This window comes from Ruegeria sp. YKSE079 (assembly GCF_059612845.1).
In genome coordinates, this window is sequence record NZ_JBXWRJ010000026.1 from 1 (window position 1) to 19370 (window position 19370).

21 protein-coding genes are annotated in these 19370 nt (G+C 56.7%); 16 read left to right on the forward strand and 5 right to left on the reverse strand.

Annotation, left to right across the window (positions count from 1 at the left end; translation table 11 throughout):
- Window positions 1-68: 68 nt before the first annotated feature.
- Window positions 69-665 (reverse strand): histidine phosphotransferase family protein, encoded by a 597-nt coding sequence (locus AC2FMY_RS19215; protein WP_480751380.1) that lies wholly within the window; start codon window positions 663-665, stop codon window positions 69-71.
- Between the two features lie 45 nt (window positions 666-710).
- Here AC2FMY_RS19215 and AC2FMY_RS19220 point away from each other — a divergent pair, with 45 nt between their 5' ends.
- The 5 genes from AC2FMY_RS19220 (at window position 711) to tsf (ending at window position 4501) form a co-directional block, all read left to right on the forward strand.
- Window positions 711-899, forward strand: a complete 189-nt coding sequence (locus AC2FMY_RS19220; protein ID WP_480751381.1) for a DUF3553 domain-containing protein — start codon at window positions 711-713, stop codon at window positions 897-899.
- 109 nt (window positions 900-1008) lie between these two features.
- Window positions 1009-1770: an L-ornithine N(alpha)-acyltransferase gene (olsB, locus tag AC2FMY_RS19225; protein ID WP_480751382.1), complete on the forward strand. Its 762-nt coding sequence runs from the start codon at window positions 1009-1011 to the stop codon at window positions 1768-1770.
- Window positions 1767-2603 (forward strand): lyso-ornithine lipid O-acyltransferase, encoded by an 837-nt coding sequence (gene olsA, locus AC2FMY_RS19230; protein WP_480751384.1) that lies wholly within the window; start codon window positions 1767-1769, stop codon window positions 2601-2603. The genes olsB and olsA overlap by 4 nt, the downstream gene beginning before the upstream one ends.
- Before the next feature lie 166 nt (window positions 2604-2769).
- Window positions 2770-3549 carry a 30S ribosomal protein S2 gene (rpsB, locus tag AC2FMY_RS19235; RefSeq protein WP_480751385.1) on the forward strand — a complete coding sequence of 260 codons (780 nt, stop codon included), beginning with the start codon at window positions 2770-2772 and terminating at the stop codon, window positions 3547-3549.
- A gap of 76 nt (window positions 3550-3625) precedes the next feature.
- Complete coding sequence (gene tsf, locus AC2FMY_RS19240) at window positions 3626-4501, forward strand: translation elongation factor Ts (RefSeq protein ID WP_496748176.1); 876 nt, start codon at window positions 3626-3628, stop codon at window positions 4499-4501.
- A 367-nt stretch (window positions 4502-4868) separates the two neighbouring features.
- Here tsf and AC2FMY_RS19245 read toward each other — a convergent pair whose 3' ends face one another.
- From AC2FMY_RS19245 to AC2FMY_RS19255, 3 genes are all read right to left on the reverse strand, one after another.
- Window positions 4869-5624: an autoinducer binding domain-containing protein gene (locus AC2FMY_RS19245; protein ID WP_496748178.1), complete on the reverse strand. Its 756-nt coding sequence runs from the start codon at window positions 5622-5624 to the stop codon at window positions 4869-4871.
- Window positions 5621-6070 (reverse strand): type II 3-dehydroquinate dehydratase, encoded by a 450-nt coding sequence (gene aroQ / locus AC2FMY_RS19250; protein WP_496748179.1) that lies wholly within the window; start codon window positions 6068-6070, stop codon window positions 5621-5623. Before aroQ ends, AC2FMY_RS19245 begins: the two co-directional genes overlap by 4 nt.
- A 614-nt stretch (window positions 6071-6684) precedes the next feature.
- Window positions 6685-7305: a PAS domain-containing protein gene (locus AC2FMY_RS19255; protein ID WP_480751392.1), complete on the reverse strand. Its 621-nt coding sequence runs from the start codon at window positions 7303-7305 to the stop codon at window positions 6685-6687.
- 272 nt (window positions 7306-7577) lie between these two features.
- Here AC2FMY_RS19255 and AC2FMY_RS19260 point away from each other — a divergent pair, with 272 nt between their 5' ends.
- The 10 genes from AC2FMY_RS19260 to phoB all read left to right on the forward strand — a co-directional run bounded on the left by AC2FMY_RS19260 (window position 7578) and on the right by phoB (window position 17134).
- Window positions 7578-8468: a YicC/YloC family endoribonuclease gene (locus AC2FMY_RS19260; RefSeq protein ID WP_496748181.1), complete on the forward strand. Its 891-nt coding sequence runs from the start codon at window positions 7578-7580 to the stop codon at window positions 8466-8468.
- An 18-nt stretch (window positions 8469-8486) separates the two neighbouring features.
- Window positions 8487-9128 (forward strand): guanylate kinase, encoded by a 642-nt coding sequence (gene gmk, locus AC2FMY_RS19265; RefSeq protein ID WP_480751395.1) that lies wholly within the window; start codon window positions 8487-8489, stop codon window positions 9126-9128.
- Window positions 9125-9649: a gamma carbonic anhydrase family protein gene (locus AC2FMY_RS19270; RefSeq protein WP_496807912.1), complete on the forward strand. Its 525-nt coding sequence runs from the start codon at window positions 9125-9127 to the stop codon at window positions 9647-9649. Before gmk ends, AC2FMY_RS19270 begins: the two co-directional genes overlap by 4 nt.
- A 71-nt stretch (window positions 9650-9720) precedes the next feature.
- The gene (locus AC2FMY_RS19275) at window positions 9721-10767 is read left to right on the forward strand and encodes a sensor histidine kinase (RefSeq protein ID WP_496748185.1); all 1047 of its coding nucleotides are present in this window, start codon (window positions 9721-9723) and stop codon (window positions 10765-10767) included.
- 195 nt (window positions 10768-10962) lie between these two features.
- Window positions 10963-12003 (forward strand): substrate-binding domain-containing protein, encoded by a 1041-nt coding sequence (locus AC2FMY_RS19280; RefSeq protein WP_496748187.1) that lies wholly within the window; start codon window positions 10963-10965, stop codon window positions 12001-12003.
- Window positions 12004-12084: 81 nt separating this feature from the next.
- Window positions 12085-13557 (forward strand): phosphate ABC transporter permease subunit PstC, encoded by a 1473-nt coding sequence (gene pstC, locus AC2FMY_RS19285; protein WP_496748189.1) that lies wholly within the window; start codon window positions 12085-12087, stop codon window positions 13555-13557.
- Window positions 13554-14906, forward strand: a complete 1353-nt coding sequence (pstA, locus tag AC2FMY_RS19290) for a phosphate ABC transporter permease PstA (RefSeq protein ID WP_496807913.1) — start codon at window positions 13554-13556, stop codon at window positions 14904-14906. Before pstC ends, pstA begins: the two co-directional genes overlap by 4 nt.
- A gap of 12 nt (window positions 14907-14918) precedes the next feature.
- Window positions 14919-15716, forward strand: coding sequence for a phosphate ABC transporter ATP-binding protein PstB (pstB, locus tag AC2FMY_RS19295; RefSeq protein WP_496748405.1), 798 nt, complete (start codon window positions 14919-14921; stop codon window positions 15714-15716).
- 15 nt (window positions 15717-15731) lie between these two features.
- The gene (gene phoU, locus AC2FMY_RS19300; protein WP_496748406.1) at window positions 15732-16433 is read left to right on the forward strand and encodes a phosphate signaling complex protein PhoU; all 702 of its coding nucleotides are present in this window, start codon (window positions 15732-15734) and stop codon (window positions 16431-16433) included.
- A gap of 11 nt (window positions 16434-16444) precedes the next feature.
- Window positions 16445-17134 (forward strand): phosphate regulon transcriptional regulator PhoB, encoded by a 690-nt coding sequence (phoB, locus tag AC2FMY_RS19305; RefSeq protein WP_480751406.1) that lies wholly within the window; start codon window positions 16445-16447, stop codon window positions 17132-17134.
- Here phoB and AC2FMY_RS19310 read toward each other — a convergent pair.
- Window positions 17131-18042: a LysR substrate-binding domain-containing protein gene (locus AC2FMY_RS19310; protein ID WP_496748412.1), complete on the reverse strand. Its 912-nt coding sequence runs from the start codon at window positions 18040-18042 to the stop codon at window positions 17131-17133. The genes phoB and AC2FMY_RS19310 overlap by 4 nt on opposite strands.
- 96 nt (window positions 18043-18138) lie before the next feature.
- Between AC2FMY_RS19310 and AC2FMY_RS19315 the strand changes: the two genes are divergently transcribed.
- Entirely contained in the window at window positions 18139-19368 is a 1230-nt protein-coding gene (locus tag AC2FMY_RS19315; RefSeq protein WP_496748407.1) for an acyl-CoA dehydrogenase, read from the forward strand.
- Window positions 19369-19370: the final 2 nt, after the last annotated feature.

A 19370-nucleotide genomic window follows, 5' to 3' on the forward strand; every position in this document is an offset into this window, starting at 1 on the left:
AAGTTTCAAATATCTGGTGCGCGGAAACGGAACCACCCGCGCCTGACGCTCCGTCAAAGAAAGACCAGTCAGAATCGGATTGAGGCGCGGGTCGATGTCGTTTCGGCCCGCGCGCGTCGACCAAGATCTTTTGCCGTTTGCGCCAGTAACGCGAACTGAACCAGAGCCGGGGTGACCTGCACCTTGAAGTCCCGTGTATTCAGCCCGTGCCACAAGTCCTGATTCACGTTCATCTTGTCGGCTGTGCCAACCACGTTCCATTGACCTTCCGAACAAGTCACCTCGACAGTGCCCCCAAATGGCATCGCAGATTCACAGCACTGGATTGCCAGAAAAGCCAGTTTGACCTCGCTGCGCGGTTTGGCGTCACCTGGCGCCCAGTGGATTTTTACGCGCCCGGTTCTCGTCAGATCGGCTAGCACCCCGGTTATTTCAGTACGTCCCAGCGGCTGATTTCCTCCGGCCCCGAAGGCGATGCGAAAGAACCGTATACGGGCACTGGCATTGTCCACGCTGCCCGAGATAAGCTCCATCTCGGGGCCCGGCACCCCGCCGGACATGTTCAGCAACTCCAATCCGTTTGTGATCGCGCCGATCGGACTGATCAGGTCATGACAGATTCGCGACCCGATCAAAGCGGCCAGGTTGACGTTGCCTTCGCTCATGCGTACCTCCTGCAGACCCGTCAGATATCCCGGAAACAAGCCGTTATGACAGACCTTAATGCAATTCTTGCACCGGGCATGTTCGTCCGCCACCCCGATTTCCCCGACTGGGGTGTTGGACAGGTTCAGTCCAACATAGGTGGCAAGATCACTGTCAACTTCCGCGAGCAGGGGAAAGTGGTGATCGACGGAACGAACATCGCCCTTTTGCCCATCTTTGATCCGGAAAACTGATTGACGATTGGTTAACGTCCACACGGAAAAGCATCGACAGGTTGCCATTTCTTTTGAATGTACTGTATCAGCGCGACGGCAAAATGATTGCCAAACCATTGGATAGGATATGTCGGACCGCGGCCCAAGTTTTACCGTCAAGATCGCCGAGACCGAGGCAGAGCTGCACGCGGCGCAGCGCCTGCGTTATGACGTCTTCGTGCGCGAACTGGGCGGTGGGGGCAAGATGGTGGATCACGACACAGGACTGGAACGCGACAGGTTTGACCCTTTCTTCGATCACATGCTGGCCATTGATGATGAAACCGGCAATGTGATTGGTGTCTATCGGCTGCTGCCCGATGACAAGGCTCAGGCCGCGGGCCAGTTCTACTCCGAGGACGAATATGACCTGACCGTTCTCAAACGAAGCGGCAGGAAACTGCTGGAATTGGGGCGGTCCTGCGTGCATCCCGACTATCGGGGCGGCATGGCGATGTATCATCTGTGGAACGGGTTGGCGGCCTATGTGGCGGACCATCAAATCGACATTCTGTTCGGCGTCGCCAGCTTTCACGGCACCGACGTGACGACACTGGCCCAGCCGCTATCGATGCTGCATCACAACCACCTGGCTCCGGCCGATATTCGCGTCAGGGCGCAGCCCAGGCACTACGTTGATATGAACCTCATACCAAAAGCCGAACTGAATCGCCGCGAGGCGATGCTGGGCGTTCCGACCCTGATCAAGGCCTACCTGCGGCTGGGCGGATTTGTTGGGGACGGCGCCTATATCGATCATGCCTTCAACACCACGGATGTCTGCCTGATCCTCGATACCGCCCGAATGAACGAGCGCCAGCGTCGTATCTACAGCGGAGCGCGCATGTGACCGACCCTCTGTGGAACAGCGATGATGAACCTGATCCGATCCGCATCAGTTTGGGAGGATGGTTACGTGTTCTGGCACGTGGCATACCCTTGGCGTTTTTGGTGTTTGGCGGGCTTCTGGTTCTTCTACTGGTTCGCCTGATCGAACATCCGATTCATGGCCATAATCGCCCGATCACGCCTCACATCGCTCAATTCGTGTGCCGGAATGCGCTGCGTATCCTGGGAATCGGGTTCTGCACGTCCGGCGAACTGATGCACCAACACGGCGCTGTGGTTGCAAATCATACTTCCTGGCTGGACATATTCGCCCTGAATGCGCGCAAGCGGGTCTATTTCGTGTCCAAAGCCGAGGTTGCGAGATGGCCTGCCATTGGCTGGCTGGCGCGTGCAACCGGAACGGTGTTCATCGAACGGAACCCTAAAAAGGCCAGGGAACAGACCGAGATTTTTGAATCCCGGCTCAAGGCGGGTCATAAACTCCTGTTTTTTCCCGAAGGCACTTCGACCGATGGTTTGAGGGTTTTGCCATTCAAAACAACTCTGTTCGCTGCGTTCTTCTCCGATCACCTGCGGGATGACGTTCACATCCAGCCCGTTTCGGTCATTTTCCACGCCCCCGATGGTGAATCCGACCGGTTTTACGGCTGGTGGGGCGATATGGAGTTTGGCCCGCATCTTCTCAAAACCCTCGCGGCCCGGCGGCAAGGCTGGGTCGAACTGATCTACCACTCCCCGGCAAAGGTCAGTGATTTTGGCGACCGCAAGGCGCTCGCGGCCCATTGTGAAAATGCCGTGCGCAATGCCCACGCCCTCGCGCGGTCATCAAAATAAGGGCGATTGGCCCTTGCACCCCATTCAATCCTGCCGTATACGCGCGCCATTCAAACCCGCAGGCGGGGTTTGGCCCTTTTGGGGGAGACATCCCCAACAGGACCGCCGGTTGGAGCACCCGCTCTGAAACCCCCGCCGAGGAAGAAACCGGAAAGGAAAACAAAGCATGGCTCTTCCCGAGTTCACCATGCGTCAGCTGCTGGAAGCTGGCGTTCACTTCGGCCACCAGACACAACGCTGGAATCCGCGCATGTCGCCGTTCATCTATGGTGCGCGCAATGGCATCCACATCATGGACCTGACCCAGACCGTTCCTATGTTGGATCAGGCGCTGAACGTGATCCGTGAAACTGTCGCAAAAGGCGGCCGTATCCTGTTCGTCGGCACCAAGCGTCAGGCCGCAGGCCCGATCGCCGAAGCGGCCGAAAAATCGGCACAGTATTTCATGAACCACCGCTGGCTGGGTGGGACGCTGACCAACTGGAAAACCGTTTCCCAGTCGATCAGCCGACTCAAGCAGATCGACGAAACCATGGAATCCGGCGCCGAAGGCCTGACCAAGAAAGAGCGTCTGGGCATGGAGCGTGACCAGCAGAAGCTTCAGGCTTCGCTGGGTGGCATTCGCGAAATGGGCGGCGTTCCGGACCTTCTTTTTGTCATCGACGTCAAGAAAGAAGCACTGGCAATTGCCGAAGCCAACAAACTGGGTATCCCGGTTGTGGCCGTGGTCGATACCAACTGTTCGCCCGATGGTGTCGACTACATCATTCCCGGCAACGACGACGCGGCCCGTGCCATCTCTTTGTACTGCGATCTGGCTGCGCGCGCCGCGCTTGACGGCATGTCCGCGCAACTGGGCGCCGCAGGCGTTGACCTGGGTGAGCTGGAAGAAGCGCCGGTCGAAGAAGCCGTCGCAGAAGACGCCGAAGCCACCGCAGAAGCGTAAGCTGCCCGTCATATGAATGACATACGGGGCAGGGTAGACCTGCCCCTAATCCGTTTGAATTGAGGAGAGCCCAGAGATGGCAATCACAGCTGCACTCGTAAAAGAACTGCGCGACGCAACCGGCGCAGGCATGATGGACGCAAAAAAAGCCCTGACCGAAACCGCAGGTGACATGGAAGCCGCCGTTGACTGGCTGCGCACCAAAGGTCTGGCAAAAGCAGCGAAAAAATCTGGCCGCACCGCCGCCGAGGGCCTGGTGGCCGTTGTTGTCGAGGGCGGCAAGGGCGTGGCCGTTGAGGTTAACGCAGAAACCGACTTCGTCGCCAAGAACGCCGAGTTCCAGGACATGGTGGCTGGCATCGCCGCTGCTGCTGTCAACGTCGCCGACGTTGAAGCGCTGAAAGCGGCCGATCTGGGCGGAAAATCCGTCGCTGACACCCTGACCGACAAGATCGCGAAAATCGGTGAAAACATGTCGATCCGCCGCATGGCCAAGATCGAAGGCGACACCGTGGTGTCCTATGTTCACAACGCGGCAACCGCAGGCATGGGCAAGATCGGTGTGCTGGTTGCGCTGTCGGGTGGCGACGAAAACATCGGCAAGCAAGTCGCAATGCACATCGCCGCCGTAAACCCCGCCGCCCTGTCCGAAGCAGACATGGACCCGGCGATTGTCGAAAAGGAAAAGCAGGTCCAGATGGACATCGCCCGCGAATCCGGCAAGCCGGAGCAGGTGATTGAAAAGATGATCGAAGGTCGGATGAAAAAATTCGTGGCCGAGTCGACCCTGCTGAACCAGCAGTTCGTCGTAAACCCGGACCTGACCGTTGAAGCCGCTGCAAAAGAATCCGGCGCCACCATCACCGGCTTCATTCGACTGGAAGTTGGCGAAGGCATCGTGGTCGAAAAAGAAGACTTCGCAGCCGAAGTCGCCAAGGCCGCACAGGGTTAAGTTCAACCCATCCAGGATCGCCAAAAGGGCCGGTTGCAGAATTCGCAGCCGGCCTTTTTCGTTTCCGAACGAAAAAAAGGACCGCCAATCGCAGTCCCGACAAGCTCAAACCGGAAATAAATGAGGGGCCCTGCACGATGGGGATGGAAGGGCCCCTCAAAATTCCGACATTGGCGCGCCGAACAATAAAACGACCACTGCCAGACCGGACGGAGAGCGACGATATTGCGAAGATCCGTCCAAATGTTCCTTGGCCAAAGCCACCACTCACGGAACGCGATAATTATGCACCGCCACCCGAAAGTTTGGTAGTCATGATTTCCTTACCTTAGGTAACCATGCGTCAACTGGCGCAAAAAGCGCAGGTTCAAGCTTCCATGACGAACATCTGATTGTGCAAAGCAGCCTTCAGAACAGCCTGTGCGGTCGTCTCGACGGCCAGGGCCTGACGCGCCAGCCTGAGATGTTTTTCAACCGTTGCCGATGTCAGCCCCATCAGCAACGCGATGTCCTGCGTCGTCTTTCCGTCGCCCACCCATTGCAGCGCCTCGCGTTGCCGCTTGGTCAGCGAACGGTTGGGCGGATTATAGGGCAGGGTCAGGATCTTGAGATGCACTATGTTGTTCATCAGCAGGATGTCATTTCCATGCTCATCCCAGATTGCCTCGACATCGTCTTGTGACAGCCCCTTTCGCGCGGCCAGGGAAATCGCGCCTTTGGTACGCATGGAGACCGAGTTGAAACTGACCGTGTAACCAGCGGTCACACCCATCGAGGCGTTGAACTCATACACCTGCCGCTCCTTATCGGTCATCGTATTGTTCGCCAACGCCTCAGAAATATGCCTCCAACTGCCGGCGCCTTCATTTCTCAACGCCCATTTCAGCATGGGTGCGTGGAAATACAGCCCCGAGTGCAGGAACCCGTCTATGTACTCCTTGCAATGGTTGGTCAGGATGATGAAATCCTCGGGATCGCCCAACGAGGTAGGTGTGCGATATTGCGTGTATCCGTAAAGAAGCCGAACAAAGCCGAATTTTTCCATCTGACGGCAATGTGCATCCCACAGTTCTTCAAGCGACTTTGCGTAGCTGACGAAATTGAGGTACTCGACTGGCGTCATTGTCGGTTATCTCGCTGAAAATGATTTGACAGTGCGTCGAGCGCCAGCAGATATCCTTGCGCTCCAAAGCCGCAAATCTGCCCGACCGCGACAGGGGCGATATAGGATGTGTGCCTGAAGGGCTCGCGGGCATGGATATTTGACAGGTGAACCTCGACGACAGGAACTTCGGCCGAAGAAATCGCATCCATCAAGGCCACAGAGGTATGCGTATAAGCTCCCGCATTCAACACGATCCCGTCCCGAACACCGCGCGCGTCGTGAATGGCATCGATCAGCGCACCTTCGTGGTTTGACTGCATGCATGTGATGTCAAGGCCGATCACGGATCCATGCGCGACACAGGCCTCTTCGATCATTTTCAACGTGGTGTGGCCGTATACCTCTGGTTGTCGAGTACCCAACAGGTTCAGGTTCGGACCATTCAGGACCAGAATTTTTTTCATGTATGTATTTCCCCATTGGCGTACTTTTTACGGGGTTCGCAGACGACTGTCCACAGCGATGCCTTGGTACCGCAGCCCCAACGGCAATTGGTTGCCCGATCAGCGTGGTAGAAGTCTGGCACAATTTCATGGCGAAAAGATGCTGAAACCCGTTCGGCGCAACTTCAGCAGTGCATCATATGGCGAAATTTGGAACAGGCGCCTCTAACTGATCAGTTTCAGTGTGTTTTCTGAGGCCGAGCAACTCAGATAACCGCTTGCCATCAATCCAAAACCACTCAAAAACTCTCAATGCTGCAGCATATTCCAGGTCGCATTGGTTCAATGCTGATTCGTATTGTTGGTATCGTGACAAGGAAAGTCACGCGATCACGTCATCCAAATCGAAGGGTTTCCTTTCCCAAGATGGCCTCTTTGAACGAAGCGGACGCGGGCCGAACTGTTAACCAGTGAATACAGACACGGCATGCATTCCAATCACCCAAGGGTTGAAGGTCGCAGCTTTTAACTTGGCCTCGATCTTTACGCACGACAACGTCCACCGTGTGATAACCGCAGGGCCGCAGATCGTCCGTGCGTCACGACGAGCTTATCCTCAGGTGAATCCTCTTTGTCTAATTGTCATTTGATGACACCAGCCGCAGTTGAAAGGTGCGAGATTTGAACGCTCCTTGATCCGCGGTCAGTCCCGCAACCGATTCCGTGCAACTCACCGGCCTCGCGGCAAGCTGCGAGACGGGTTTGACCCGACATGATTCAATGTCAAATCTCACCGGGGTTTTGGCTCTGAATGTGTCGGCCACCAATACTCCCAATACACGGCTGACATCGCCCAAATCGCTTTTCAAAGGCATCAGGATCATCCTGGCCTCGACTTTCGCCATCCCCAGCCGTGTCGGCGCCGCCAATTTAAACTCTGCAATGGCTGGTGCGTCGAAGACCTGCACCAGGGCATTGGCCAGTTCATCCCGAGCGCAAGGTGTGAAATACGCTGAAACCGGCATCCCGCGCACTTCCATACCGGCCAACTCTGTCAAATGGCTGCCAGCCAGACGAAACCGTGCGACACCAGGCGCGACACGTTCCAGGATGAAAGTGAACTGCAGGATGTTGTTCAACCCGCGCGGATCAATATCCGACCGCTTCGGAACGCCTGTGCCATCCAACAGCGCGGTCCAATAGGCTTCGGCCTGCCGGATGGGAGATAAACTGCGACCGCTGACAAACCGATCCATGGGCACCACCTTCCCCGATACCGATCCGGGGACGTTTTTACTCAACTCTTTCACCACTTAACCCCCTGCCAAATGACAGATCACCCAACTACTCAGCGCTCAGTGATACGCAGTTTACTCAAGTCTTATCCTGACACGGGTTGAGTCAATTTTGGAGCAAATCTTTAACGTTTGGTTAACGCCGGTTAACGTGACCTTTTCAGGCCAACACTTGCCCTCTGCCGCCCTATGGCATTAGGTGCATCCACCACCGGCATCAGGAAAGGGCAGGTATGATAAGATCCATGACCGGTTTCGCCTCGGGCAAGGGCGAATTTGGCGCATATAGCTGGAGCTGGGAATTGCGCAGCGTGAACGGCAAGGGGCTGGACCTGCGCTTGCGTGTTCCCGATTGGCTGACCGGTCTCGAAGCGGCCCTTCGCGCCGACCTGGCCAAGGCGGCCGCGCGCGGCAATATCACCCTGTCCCTGCGAGTCGCCCGCAGCGAAGAAAGTGGCGACCTGACGCTGAACCGCGATTTGCTACAATCAGCACTCGACGCTCTGGCGACGGTCGAGCACGAGGCAAAAACCAAGGGAATATCCCTTGCTCCATCCCGCGCATCAGATCTCCTGGCCTTGCGCGGTATGATGGAAGCAGGCGCTGACGAGGATGACGCCGGGCCTCTGGTTGAACAGCTGAAACGGGATTTCGGGCAACTGGTCCGGTCCTTTCTGGATATGCGCGGGACCGAAGGGGATGCGTTGGTGCGCGTGCTGCAATCGCAACTCGATCTGGTCGAGGCTCTGACCAGACAGGCTGCCGAACTGGCGCTTTCCCGGCGGGACCAGATGGCAGACACTCTAAAGGCCAATCTCGCGCGCGTGCTGAACAATACCGACGGCGCAGACCCCGACCGGGTTGCGCAGGAACTCGCCCTGATTGCGGTCAAGGCCGATGTGACCGAGGAAATCGATCGTCTTACCGCCCATGTTGCTGCCGCGCGCGATCTGTTGGGGCAGGGCGGGCCGATTGGGCGCAAAATGGATTTCCTGATGCAGGAGTTCAACCGCGAGGCCAATACGTTGTGTTCAAAGTCGCAGAACGCGGATTTGACCACCCTGGGGCTTGAGCTCAAGGCCGTGATCGATCAGATGCGCGAACAAGTGCAGAACGTGGAATAAATACGGGAATACGACATCATGGCAAATCGCCGGGGCCTTCTGATCATTCTGTCCTCACCCTCGGGCGCGGGCAAGTCCACGCTGGCCAAACGGCTGCGGGCGTGGGACGCATCCATCCGGTTCTCGGTCTCGGCCACCACCCGCGAACCACGCCCCACAGAGATCGACGGACAGGACTATCACTTCATCACCGAAGAGGCGTTCAAATCCGCCGTGAACAAGGGCGAAATGCTGGAACATGCCCACGTCTTCGGCAACTTCTACGGCTCACCCAAGGGCCCGGTACAAACCGCCATCGAAAACGGGCAGGACGTTCTGTTCGACATCGACTGGCAGGGGGCGCAACAGATCCGGAACTCCGATCTGGGTCAGCACACGCTGTCGATCTTCCTTCTGCCACCCTCGATCCACGAGTTGCGCCGCAGACTGGAATCGCGTGGTCAGGACGATGCCGAAACCATCGCGCGCCGGATGCAGAAAAGCTGGGACGAGATCAGTCACTGGGGCAGTTACGACCACGTGCTGATCAACGATGATCTGGACGCGACCGAAGAGGCGCTCAAGACCATCATCACCGCGACCCGCCTGCGCCGCATCCAACAGCCGCACCTGACGGACCACGTGCGCGCCCTGCAATCCGAATTCGAGGAAACGTCATGACGATCTATGCTCTCGGCGAACACAAGCCACGGATCCACCCAGACACCTGGGTCGCGCCGGATGCCAACCTGATCGGCCAGGTCGTGCTTGAACAAGGCGCATCGGTCTGGTTCGGCTGCACCATCCGCGCCGATCACGAAGAGATCCGTGTGGGCGCTGGCAGCAACGTGCAGGAAGACTGCATCATGCATATCGACGCGGGCTATCCCTTGACCATCGGCCGCGACTGCACCATCGGCCACAAGGTGATGCTGCATGGCTGCACGATCGGGGACAACACCCTGATCGGCATGGGCGCCATCGTCCTGAACGGCGCAAAAATAGGCAGGAACTGCCTGATCGGGGCTGGGGCACTGATCACTGAAAACAAGGAAATCCCAGACAACTCATTGGTCATGGGCACTCCCGGAAAGGTCGTGCGCCAACTCGATGACACGACCGCCGCCCGGCTTGCCTTGAGCGCGCGGATGTATCAGAAAAACATGCGCAAGTTTCGCGAAACCCTTGTCCCCGTCTCATGACACTCCGCCAGCGAGACGCCGCAATCCGGGTTTAACAGTCGCCGGGCAACCCAATAGTCGCGAATCCACCCATGCCACCTGATCTCCTGTCAGAATTCATCACTGCAATTCCCATGCCTGCGGTTCTGGTGGACAGGTCCGAACGGATCATTGTCGCAAACTCCGATGCTCGGAAACTCTTGGGGCAACAGATCTCAGGTCGACATTTTGCAACCATCCTGCGCCAGCCGCAGGTCATCGAAGCTCTGGAGAAAACGCTTAAGACCACAGAGCCCACAATCACTCGGCACCTGGCCAACGACGGCGCACAGGACACCACTTTCGAGGTCGAATGCCGATTCATATCTGACCTCGGCGAGACCGAGGCAGGGGCGGCGCTTGTCTGTTTCAAGGACATCACCCATCTTGAACAGGCCGGGCAAATGCGACGGGATTTCGTCGCCAATGTCAGCCACGAATTACGCACCCCATTGACAGCGCTCATGGGCTTCATCGAAACCCTGCGCGGCCCTGCCAAAGACGATCCGGCAGCTCGCGAGCGCTTTCTGCAAATCATGGCGGATGAGGCCGACAGGATGAACCGGCTGGTCGGAGATCTGCTGTCTCTGAACCGCGTCGAAAGCGAAGAACGGGTGCGCCCAAAGCAGGAACTCGACCTTTCGACGGTGTTGCTGACCACGATGAACTCCCTTCGTCCCTTGGCTGACACCGCGAATGTTTCCCTGAAACTGGAATCGCCCGACGACCCGGTAATGATCAAGGGTGATCCCGATCAGCTCCGACAGGTCTTCACCAACCTGATCGAAAACGCGATCAAATATGGCGGCAGCGGTGGACAAGTGACCGCGATCCTGATGACACCCGAACGCGATCCGGCCCTTCGCGGCCCCGCAGCGCGGGTTCAGATCATCGACAAGGGGCCGGGGATAGATGCGATTCATCTGCCCCGGCTGACCGAACGGTTCTATCGCGCTGACAGCCACCGCTCGCGTCAACTTGGCGGCACCGGGCTGGGGCTTGCCATCGTCAAGCACATCGTCAATCGCCATCGCGGGCGGTTGCGGGTCGAAAGCGAGGTTGGCAAAGGATCAACCTTCACGGTGTCCCTGCCGCGGTAATTCCAGCAGATTTGGCATTGATGTGTCAATCATGAAACATGCGCATAACAGCAATGCGGAATATTTTTGCCAAACCCGGCCAGTTGTCATGCAACTGTTACAAACCCGTCACAAAAGGCTTACGCGCCGTCCCTAGGAGTGCGCCCAGGATCATCATGGGGTGATCGCAAACGTATCTCTACCAAGGAGACTGAAATGTCCTTTGTGAAACTGTCGGCTTCGGCCCTCGCAATTGCCGCTGTATCCGCAACTGCTGCCGCCGCTCGTGATCAGGTTCAGGTTGCCGGCTCGTCGACCGTACTGCCTTATGCCTCGATCGTTGCCGAAGCTTTTGGCGAAAACTTCGATTTCCCGACGCCGGTTGTTGAATCCGGTGGGTCGTCCGCTGGCCTCAAGCGGTTCTGCGAGGGTGTGGGCGAAAACACTATCGACATCGCCAATGCCTCACGCAAGATCAAGGACAAGGAAATCAAGGTCTGTGCCGAAAACGGCGTAACCGACATTATCGAGGTCCGCATCGGCTATGACGGCATCGTTTTTGCCAGCGATATCAACGGCAACTCTTATGAGTTCACCCCAAGCGACTGGTTTTTGGCCCTGTCCGACAAGATTCTGGTCGACGGCGCTCTGGTCGACAACCCCAACACCACTTGGGCCGATGTGAACCCGGATTTCCCGGTTGTTGATATTCAGGCCTTCATCCCCGGAACCAAGCACGGCACCCGCGAGGTGTTCGAAGACAAGGTGATCCTTGCTGGCTGCGAGGAAACCGGCGCATTCGAAGCTTTCATGGCGGCCAATGGCGATGACAAAAAAGCGGCTGAAAAAGCCTGTATCGCTCTGCGCACCGATGGCAAATCTGTCGATATCGACGGCGATTACACCGAAACGCTGGCCCGCATCGAATCAAACCAAAGCGGCATCGGCGTCTTTGGTCTGGCTTTCTATGAGAACAACACCGACAAGCTGCAGGTTGCCACCATGTCGGGCATCGTTCCCTCGACCGAATCGATCGCAACCGGCGAATACCCGGTGTCCCGCCCACTGTTCTTCTACGTGAAGAAAGCGCATATCGGTGTGATCCCCGGCCTCAAGGAATATGTCGAGTTCTTCGTCGCTGACGAGGTCGCAGGCCCCGATGGCCCATTGGCCGAATACGGTCTGGTCGCCGACCCTGAACTGGGCGACACCCAGAACGCTGTCGCAGACGAAGCCACGATGGACGGCAATTCGTAATCTGCCCGCGATCATCCGAAACTGACCGGGGCAGGAGCGCTGCCCCGGTCTTGCTGCTTCTGAATACGGATATTGGTTCTGATGCCGACACTCTGGCTGGTGATATCGCTGTTTGTTCTGGCCGCCATCGGGTATGTCGCCGGGCGCCGTCGCGCACTGAATTCGGCTGGCGGCAACACGCGCGCCCTCCATTCCTTGCCCGTCTACTACGGACTTAACGTGGCGCTGACATCTCTTGTGCCCGCGCTCGGCGTTCTCGTCATCTGGCTGCTGGCACAGCCCATGATCGTCGAGAGCCGGGTCTCGGGCATGATCCCCGACGAGGCGATTCCGCAGGAATCGACCCGTGACCTGCTTATGTCCGATGTCCGGCGTGTGGCCGATGGATTGGACATCGCCGTGCAACAGGGTGTCCTGACCCGACTTGAGGCCCGCGCACTGGATGCAGAGGAAACAGATATCCGTGCGCAATTGGGTGATCTCGGCGTCGCGCTGGGATCGGATGTTCGCCCCGAGGTTCTGCGCGCCGCACAAAGCTATCGTCGGATGAACACCCTTGGCGGAAGTGCAATGGCAATCCTCGTCGCAGCGCTTGCCCTTGGCGGTCTGGCAGTCTCCTACGCGAGAACTCACAAAGACTTCCGGGCGCGCAATACCGTAGAACGTGGCATTCTGGCGTTACTGATCCTGGCCGCCTCGCTGGCCATTCTGACCACAGTTGGCATCGTTCTGTCGATGCTCTTCGAGACCACGAATTTCTTCCGCCTGCATGATTGGAAGGACTTTTTCCTGGGCAGCACCTGGGCGCCGAATTTCCGCGGCGATTCCGAATTGTCCATTCTGCCGCTGCTGTGGGGCACGTTGTACATTTCGGCCATCGCGCTTCTGGTGGCAGTACCAATTGGACTATTCGCCGCAATCTACCTGTCCGAATACGCCGGCAAGGCCACCCGCAGCTTTGCCAAGCCAATGATCGAAATTCTCGCCGGCATCCCGACAATCGTCTACGGCCTCTTTGCATTGCTGACCGTTGGCCCGATGCTGGCAAACGTTTTTTCCAAGGGCGGATTGCTGGGGGTCGAATGGATGGCCGGTGCAACGTCGGTACTGACCGCAGGATTGGTGATGGGTATCATGCTGATCCCGTTCGTCTCGTCCCTGTCCGATGATATCATCAACGCCGTTCCACAATCGATACGCGACGGCTCGCTGGGCCTGGGCGCGACTAGATCCGAAACCATTCGCCAGGTCGTCCTTCCCGCCGCGCTCCCCGGCATTGTGGGCGCGGTTCTGCTGGCCGCCTCGCGCGCTATCGGTGAAACTATGATCGTCGTCATGGGTGCTGGGGCTATTGCCAAGTTTTCGCTTAATCCTTTGGAATCAATGACTACTATCACCACCCGGATTGTCAGCCAGCTGACCGGGGATACCGACTTTGCCAGCCCAGAGACGCTGGTCGCGTTCGCGCTCGGCCTGACGCTGTTCGTCCTTACACTCGGCCTGAACGTTCTGGCGCTTTACATCGTGCGCAAATACCGGGAGCAGTACGAATGACCGATATCAGCCGAAACGGCGTCTCGTCCCGCAGGCAAAACGCTTCACTGCTAAAGAAAGATGCCCGCACCATCCGCAGAAATCGCGCCGAGACCCGGTTCAAGGCGTATGGTGCCGTCGCAATTGCCATTGGCCTGCTGATGCTTGTGCTACTGGTCTATAACATTGTGAGCAAGGGCATGGGTGCATATACGCAAACCTTTGTAACCCTGCCGGTCGAGTTGCTGGAAAGCAAACTCGACAAGAAAGGCGACCGGAATCTTGAAGACATCAAGAAAGTGACCACCTTTGGCTATGCGCCCCTCATCAACAACGCCTTTGAGACCGAAGTGAAAAAGCTTGGGCTCAATACTGAACTGAAAACGAAAGATCAGACAGGCATTCTGTCGAAAAGCGCAGTCGCGCAATTGCGTGAGTATGTTCTGGCACATCCCGACAAGATCGGAAAAACAATCGAGTTTCGTTTTCTCGCCAATTCGCGAGTAGACGGCTATTTGAAAGGCCGAGTCACGCGGGCTTCCATCGAAAATGACAAGTCCATTTCTGCCGAGCAGCTGGATTTCGTGGACCAACTACGCAACGCGGGCGTCCTGAAAAAAACCTTCAATCCCGATTTCATCTTTGGTGCCGACGCCTCTGACCAGAGGCCGGAAGCGGCAGGTATGGGGGTTTCGATGATCGGATCGCTGTTCATGATGCTGGTGGTATTGGTGCTGGCATTGCCAATAGGAGTGGCAGCTTCGATCTATCTTGAGGAATTTGCGCCGAAAAACTGGCTGACCGATGTCATCGAAGTGAACATTTCAAACCTGGCCGCTGTACCGTCGATCGTTTTTGGTATCCTGGGCCTTGCAGTCTTCATCAACTATATGCACTTGCCGATGTCCGCACCTCTGGTGGGAGGGCTGGTCTTGACGCTGATGACCCTGCCAACGATCATCATTTCGACTCGTGCATCGCTAAAATCGGTACCGCCCAGCATTCGTGATGCGGCGCTTGGGGTAGGGGCATCGAAGATGCAATCCGTGTTTCATCACGTGCTGCCTCTGGCCGCTCCAGGCATTCTGACGGGAACAATAATCGGTTTGGCGCAGGCCCTTGGTGAAACAGCGCCGCTGCTTTTGATTGGCATGGTGGGATTCATCGCCTCGAATGCGCCGGACAGCATCGCAAGCGGGCTATTGTCACCGAACTCCGCTATGCCGGCACAGATTTACGAATGGGCAAAACGGGCCGATCCGGCCTTTTACGAACGCGCTTGGGGAGGCATCATCATCTTGCTTGTCTTCCTCGTCACCATGAACACCGTGGCCGTGATCCTTCGCCGCCGCTTTGAACGCCGCTGGTAAAAGGGGCACGATATGAAAGATTTGTCTCGCGTGGAGAGAGAAGTGGAAACGCAGGAACCCAAGATCACGGCAAAAAACGTTCAGGTCTACTATGGCGAAGCCCATGCCATCAAGGATGTGAGTGTCGAGATCGAGGACAAGACGGTGACGGCCTTCATCGGTCCGTCGGGCTGCGGCAAGTCCACCTTTCTGCGCTGCCTCAATCGAATGAACGACACAATCGACATCTGCCGCGTCGAAGGTGATATCCTGCTGGATGGCGAGGATATTTATGACAAGCGGGTCGATCCGGTTCAATTGCGCGCCAAGATCGGGATGGTGTTCCAGAAACCCAACCCTTTTCCCAAGTCGATCTATGACAATGTAGCTTACGGTCCCCGCATCCATGGCCTTGCAAAGAACAAGGCGGAACTGGATGAAATCGTGGAAAGATCCCTGCGTCGCGGGGCAATCTGGGATGAGGTCAAAGATCGTCTTGATGCCCCCGGAACCGGCCTGTCAGGGGGGCAGCAGCAACGTTTGTGCATTGCGCGCGCGGTTGCAACAGAACCCGAGGTTTTGTTGATGGACGAGCCGTGCTCGGCTTTGGATCCGATAGCAACAGCACAAGTCGAAGAACTGATCGACGAACTGCGTCAACGATATTCGGTGGTGATCGTGACCCATTCTATGCAACAGGCAGCCCGGGTCAGCCAGAAAACCGCTTTCTTCCACCTGGGTAATCTTGTGGAATTTGGTGAGACCGGTCAGATTTTCACCAACCCGATTGATCCCCGAACCGAAAGCTACATCACTGGCCGGATCGGCTGAAGACGAGAAAAAAACATGACGGAACAGCATATTACTTCAGTTTACGACCGCGATCTCGAAGCCGTTCAAGCGCATATCATGAAGATGGGTGGCTTGGTGGAGGCCGCAATCATGGGCGCAGCCAGATCTCTGGAAGCGCGTGATGAAGAATTGGCGCAACAAGTGCGCAAGGATGACAAGGCAATCGACGAGCTCGAAGAACTGATCAACGAAGAAACGGCCCGCTTGATTGCGCTGCGCTCTCCGACAGCCGGGGATCTGAGGTTGGTGTTGTCCGTCCTGAAGGTCTCGGCAAATCTCGAACGAATTGGTGACTACGCCAAGAACATCGCCAAGCGAACAACCGTTCTTGTGGACGCGGCGGAGGTGAACGGCAGCGCTTCGGCACTGCGCCGGATGGCGCGTGAGGTTGAACACATGCTGCGCGATGCCCTGGATGCCTATATCCAGCGCGATCCGGAACTGGCAAACGATGTGATAGAGCGCGACCATGATGTTGACCAGATGTACAATGGCCTGTTTCGTGAATTGCTTACCTTCATGGCCGAAGATCCCCGCAGTATTTCTGCATGCATGCATCTGCATTTCATCGCCAAAAACATCGAACGAATGGGCGATCATGTGACCGCAATCGCCGAGCAAGTGGTTTACTTGGTAACCGGCAGTCGCCCGACCGAGGCCCGGCCCAAGGCCGACACAACCTCGCAGACGATCTGAGGGAGGCTGACATGCCCACCGATCAACCGACGGTTCTGGTTGTAGAGGATGAGCCTGCGCAGCGCGAGGTTCTGGCCTATAATCTTGAGGCCGAGGGCTTTCGCGTTTCCCGCGCAGCCAATGGGGAAGAGGCCCTGTTGCTGGTCGACGAAGACAGCCCGGACATTATCGTTCTCGACTGGATGATGCCCAACCTGAGCGGCATCGAAGTGTGCCGCCGTTTGAAAACGCGGCCCGAAACGCGATCGATACCGATCATCATGCTGTCGGCGCGCTCGGAAGAGGTGGACAAGGTGCGCGGATTGGAAACTGGCGCGGATGATTATGTTGTCAAACCTTATTCTGTTGTCGAATTGATGGCGCGGGTCCGCAGTCAACTCAGGAGGGTGCGACCTTCGACTGTTGGTGTTAAATTGGAATATGACGACATCGTACTGGATGCGGAAACCCACAAGGTCAGTCGAGGGGACAAGGCCCTGAAACTTGGGCCAACAGAGTTTCGACTGCTCAGCACATTCATGGAAAAGCCGGGTCGGGTCTGGAGTCGCGAACAATTGTTGGATCGGGTTTGGGGGCGCGACATCTTTGTCGACACCAGAACCGTTGACGTTCATATCGGGCGTTTGCGCAAGGCGTTGATGCAACATGGAGGAACGGACCCGTTGCGAACCGTTCGTGGGACAGGGTACGCGCTGGGTTAGCGCGGCAAGGTTTCTTCAGGTTCGACTTGCCCTGCCAACCAGTGCCGAAACTCGCGCAGTGACGGATCAGTCGACTTCGATATCGGCCAGACAAGGTAATAGGCTCCGACGGTCTCCACCGCATCGGGATAGGCTGCAACCAGACGACCCGTGGCAAGATCCTGTTCCACCAGGTAGCTGGGAAGCAGCGCCACGCCCAAGCCGTGAATTGCCGCCTGTATAATCGTTGCAAACTGGTCGTGGATAGTGCCGTTTAGCGGAGCTTTGCGATCAACTCCCATCTGAGTGAACCAATCCTGCCAAGCGCGTGGCCTCGTTTGAATGTGCAAAAGCGGATAACGCAACAAACCTTCGGCGACTTTCGGTGCACCATTTGGCATGAGACCGGGCGCACAAACGGGCAGAACGCGTTCAGTCTTCAATAGCAGCCGCTCTGTTCCGAGCCAGTCAGGTTCACCAAAATGCAATGCGGCATCAAAGGCTTCGGTGGCGAAGTTGAAAGGGCGAAGCCGGGTTGACATGTTGATTGTAATTTCGGGGTGACGCCTCGCGAAGTCAGGAAGACGCGGCATGAGCCACCGCATTCCAAAGGTCGGAAGTATGGCAAGGTTCAGAGTTCCTCCAACTGGCGCGACATGCAGGCGCAACGAGGCTTGCGCGATCTGGTTCAGGGCTTCGCGAATTTCCTGAACATAGGTTTGTGCCGTGGACGTCAACGTTAGCCGTTTCTTGTCTCTCCGGATCAGTTCCACACCCAGTTGTGTCTCGAGAGATTGCAACTGTCTGCTGATGGCACTTTGAGTCAAAGTCAATTCTTCGGCAACAGCGGAAGCAGATCCGAGGCGGTCCAAGGCTTCCAATGCGCGAAGCGCGGTGATTGATGGAAATAGTCTACGTGGCATGTCCATGTATGCGTTTTTGTCATATAAACATGTAAAAGTATCGCTGTTTTTTGCGAAAATCGCAGAGTAGGGTTCGCGCAATCAGAAATTTGGAGAAGTGCCATGAATGCTCCGACGACGAAACCGACCCTACGAGCCAAGGACGCGCCCGATCTTGGAACCTTTGCATGGGAGGATCCTTTTCGCTTATCCGATCAACTGACTGAAGAAGAACGGATGATTGCCGACAGCGCACGGTTCTATGCGCAGGAAAAACTACAGCCACGTGTGACAGATGCCTTCCAGAACGAGCTAACCGATCCGGAAATCTTTCGGGAAATGGGCGAAATGGGCCTGTTGGGCACCACGATTCCCGAAGAATACGGCGGCATAGGCGCCGGCTATGTCGCTTATGGCCTTGTGGCGCGCGAGGTTGAACGGGTCGATTCCGGTTACCGATCCATGATGTCGGTGCAAAGCTCGCTGGTGATGTATCCAATTTACGCCTATGGCAGCGAAGAACAGCGCAGGAAGTACTTACCCAAATTGGCCAGCGGCGAGTGGATCGGGTGCTTCGGCTTGACCGAGCCTGACGCTGGAAGTGATCCTGCCAGTATGAAAACTAGGGCCGAGAAAATCGAAGGCGGCTACCGTTTGACCGGCAGCAAAATGTGGATTTCCAATGCTCCGATCGCGGATGTTTTTGTGGTCTGGGCTAAGTCCGATGCACATGATGGCAAGATCCGCGGATTCGTTCTGGACAAGGGCATAAAGGGACTGAGCGCCCCGAAAATCCAGAACAAACTCAGCCTGCGTGCATCTATCACGGGGGAAATCGTGCTTGATGGTGCCGAAGTAGGTGAAGATGCTCTGCTTCCATATGTTCAGGGCCTCAAAGGTCCCTTCGGTTGCCTAAATCGGGCGCGCTATGGAATTAGTTGGGGTGTAATGGGGGCAGCCGAGCACTGCTGGCATTCGGCCCGGCAATACGGCCTTGATCGTCATCAGTTCAATCGTCCGTTGGCACAGACACAGTTGTTCCAGCGAAAGCTGGCGGATATGCAGACCGAGATTGCATTGGGCATTCAGGCCAGCCTTCGGGTCGGGCGGCTGATGGACGAAGCGAATGCGGCGCCCGAAATGATTTCGATAATCAAGCGCAATAATTGCGGCAAGGCCCTGGAGATTGCGCGCATGGCGAGGGACATGCACGGTGGCAACGGAATCTCGCTGGAATTTCAGGTCATTCGCCACATGGTCAATCTTGAAACCGTGAACACCTACGAAGGTACTCATGATGTACATGCGTTGATTCTCGGGCGCGCGCAAACCGGGTTGCAGGCGTTCTATTGAAA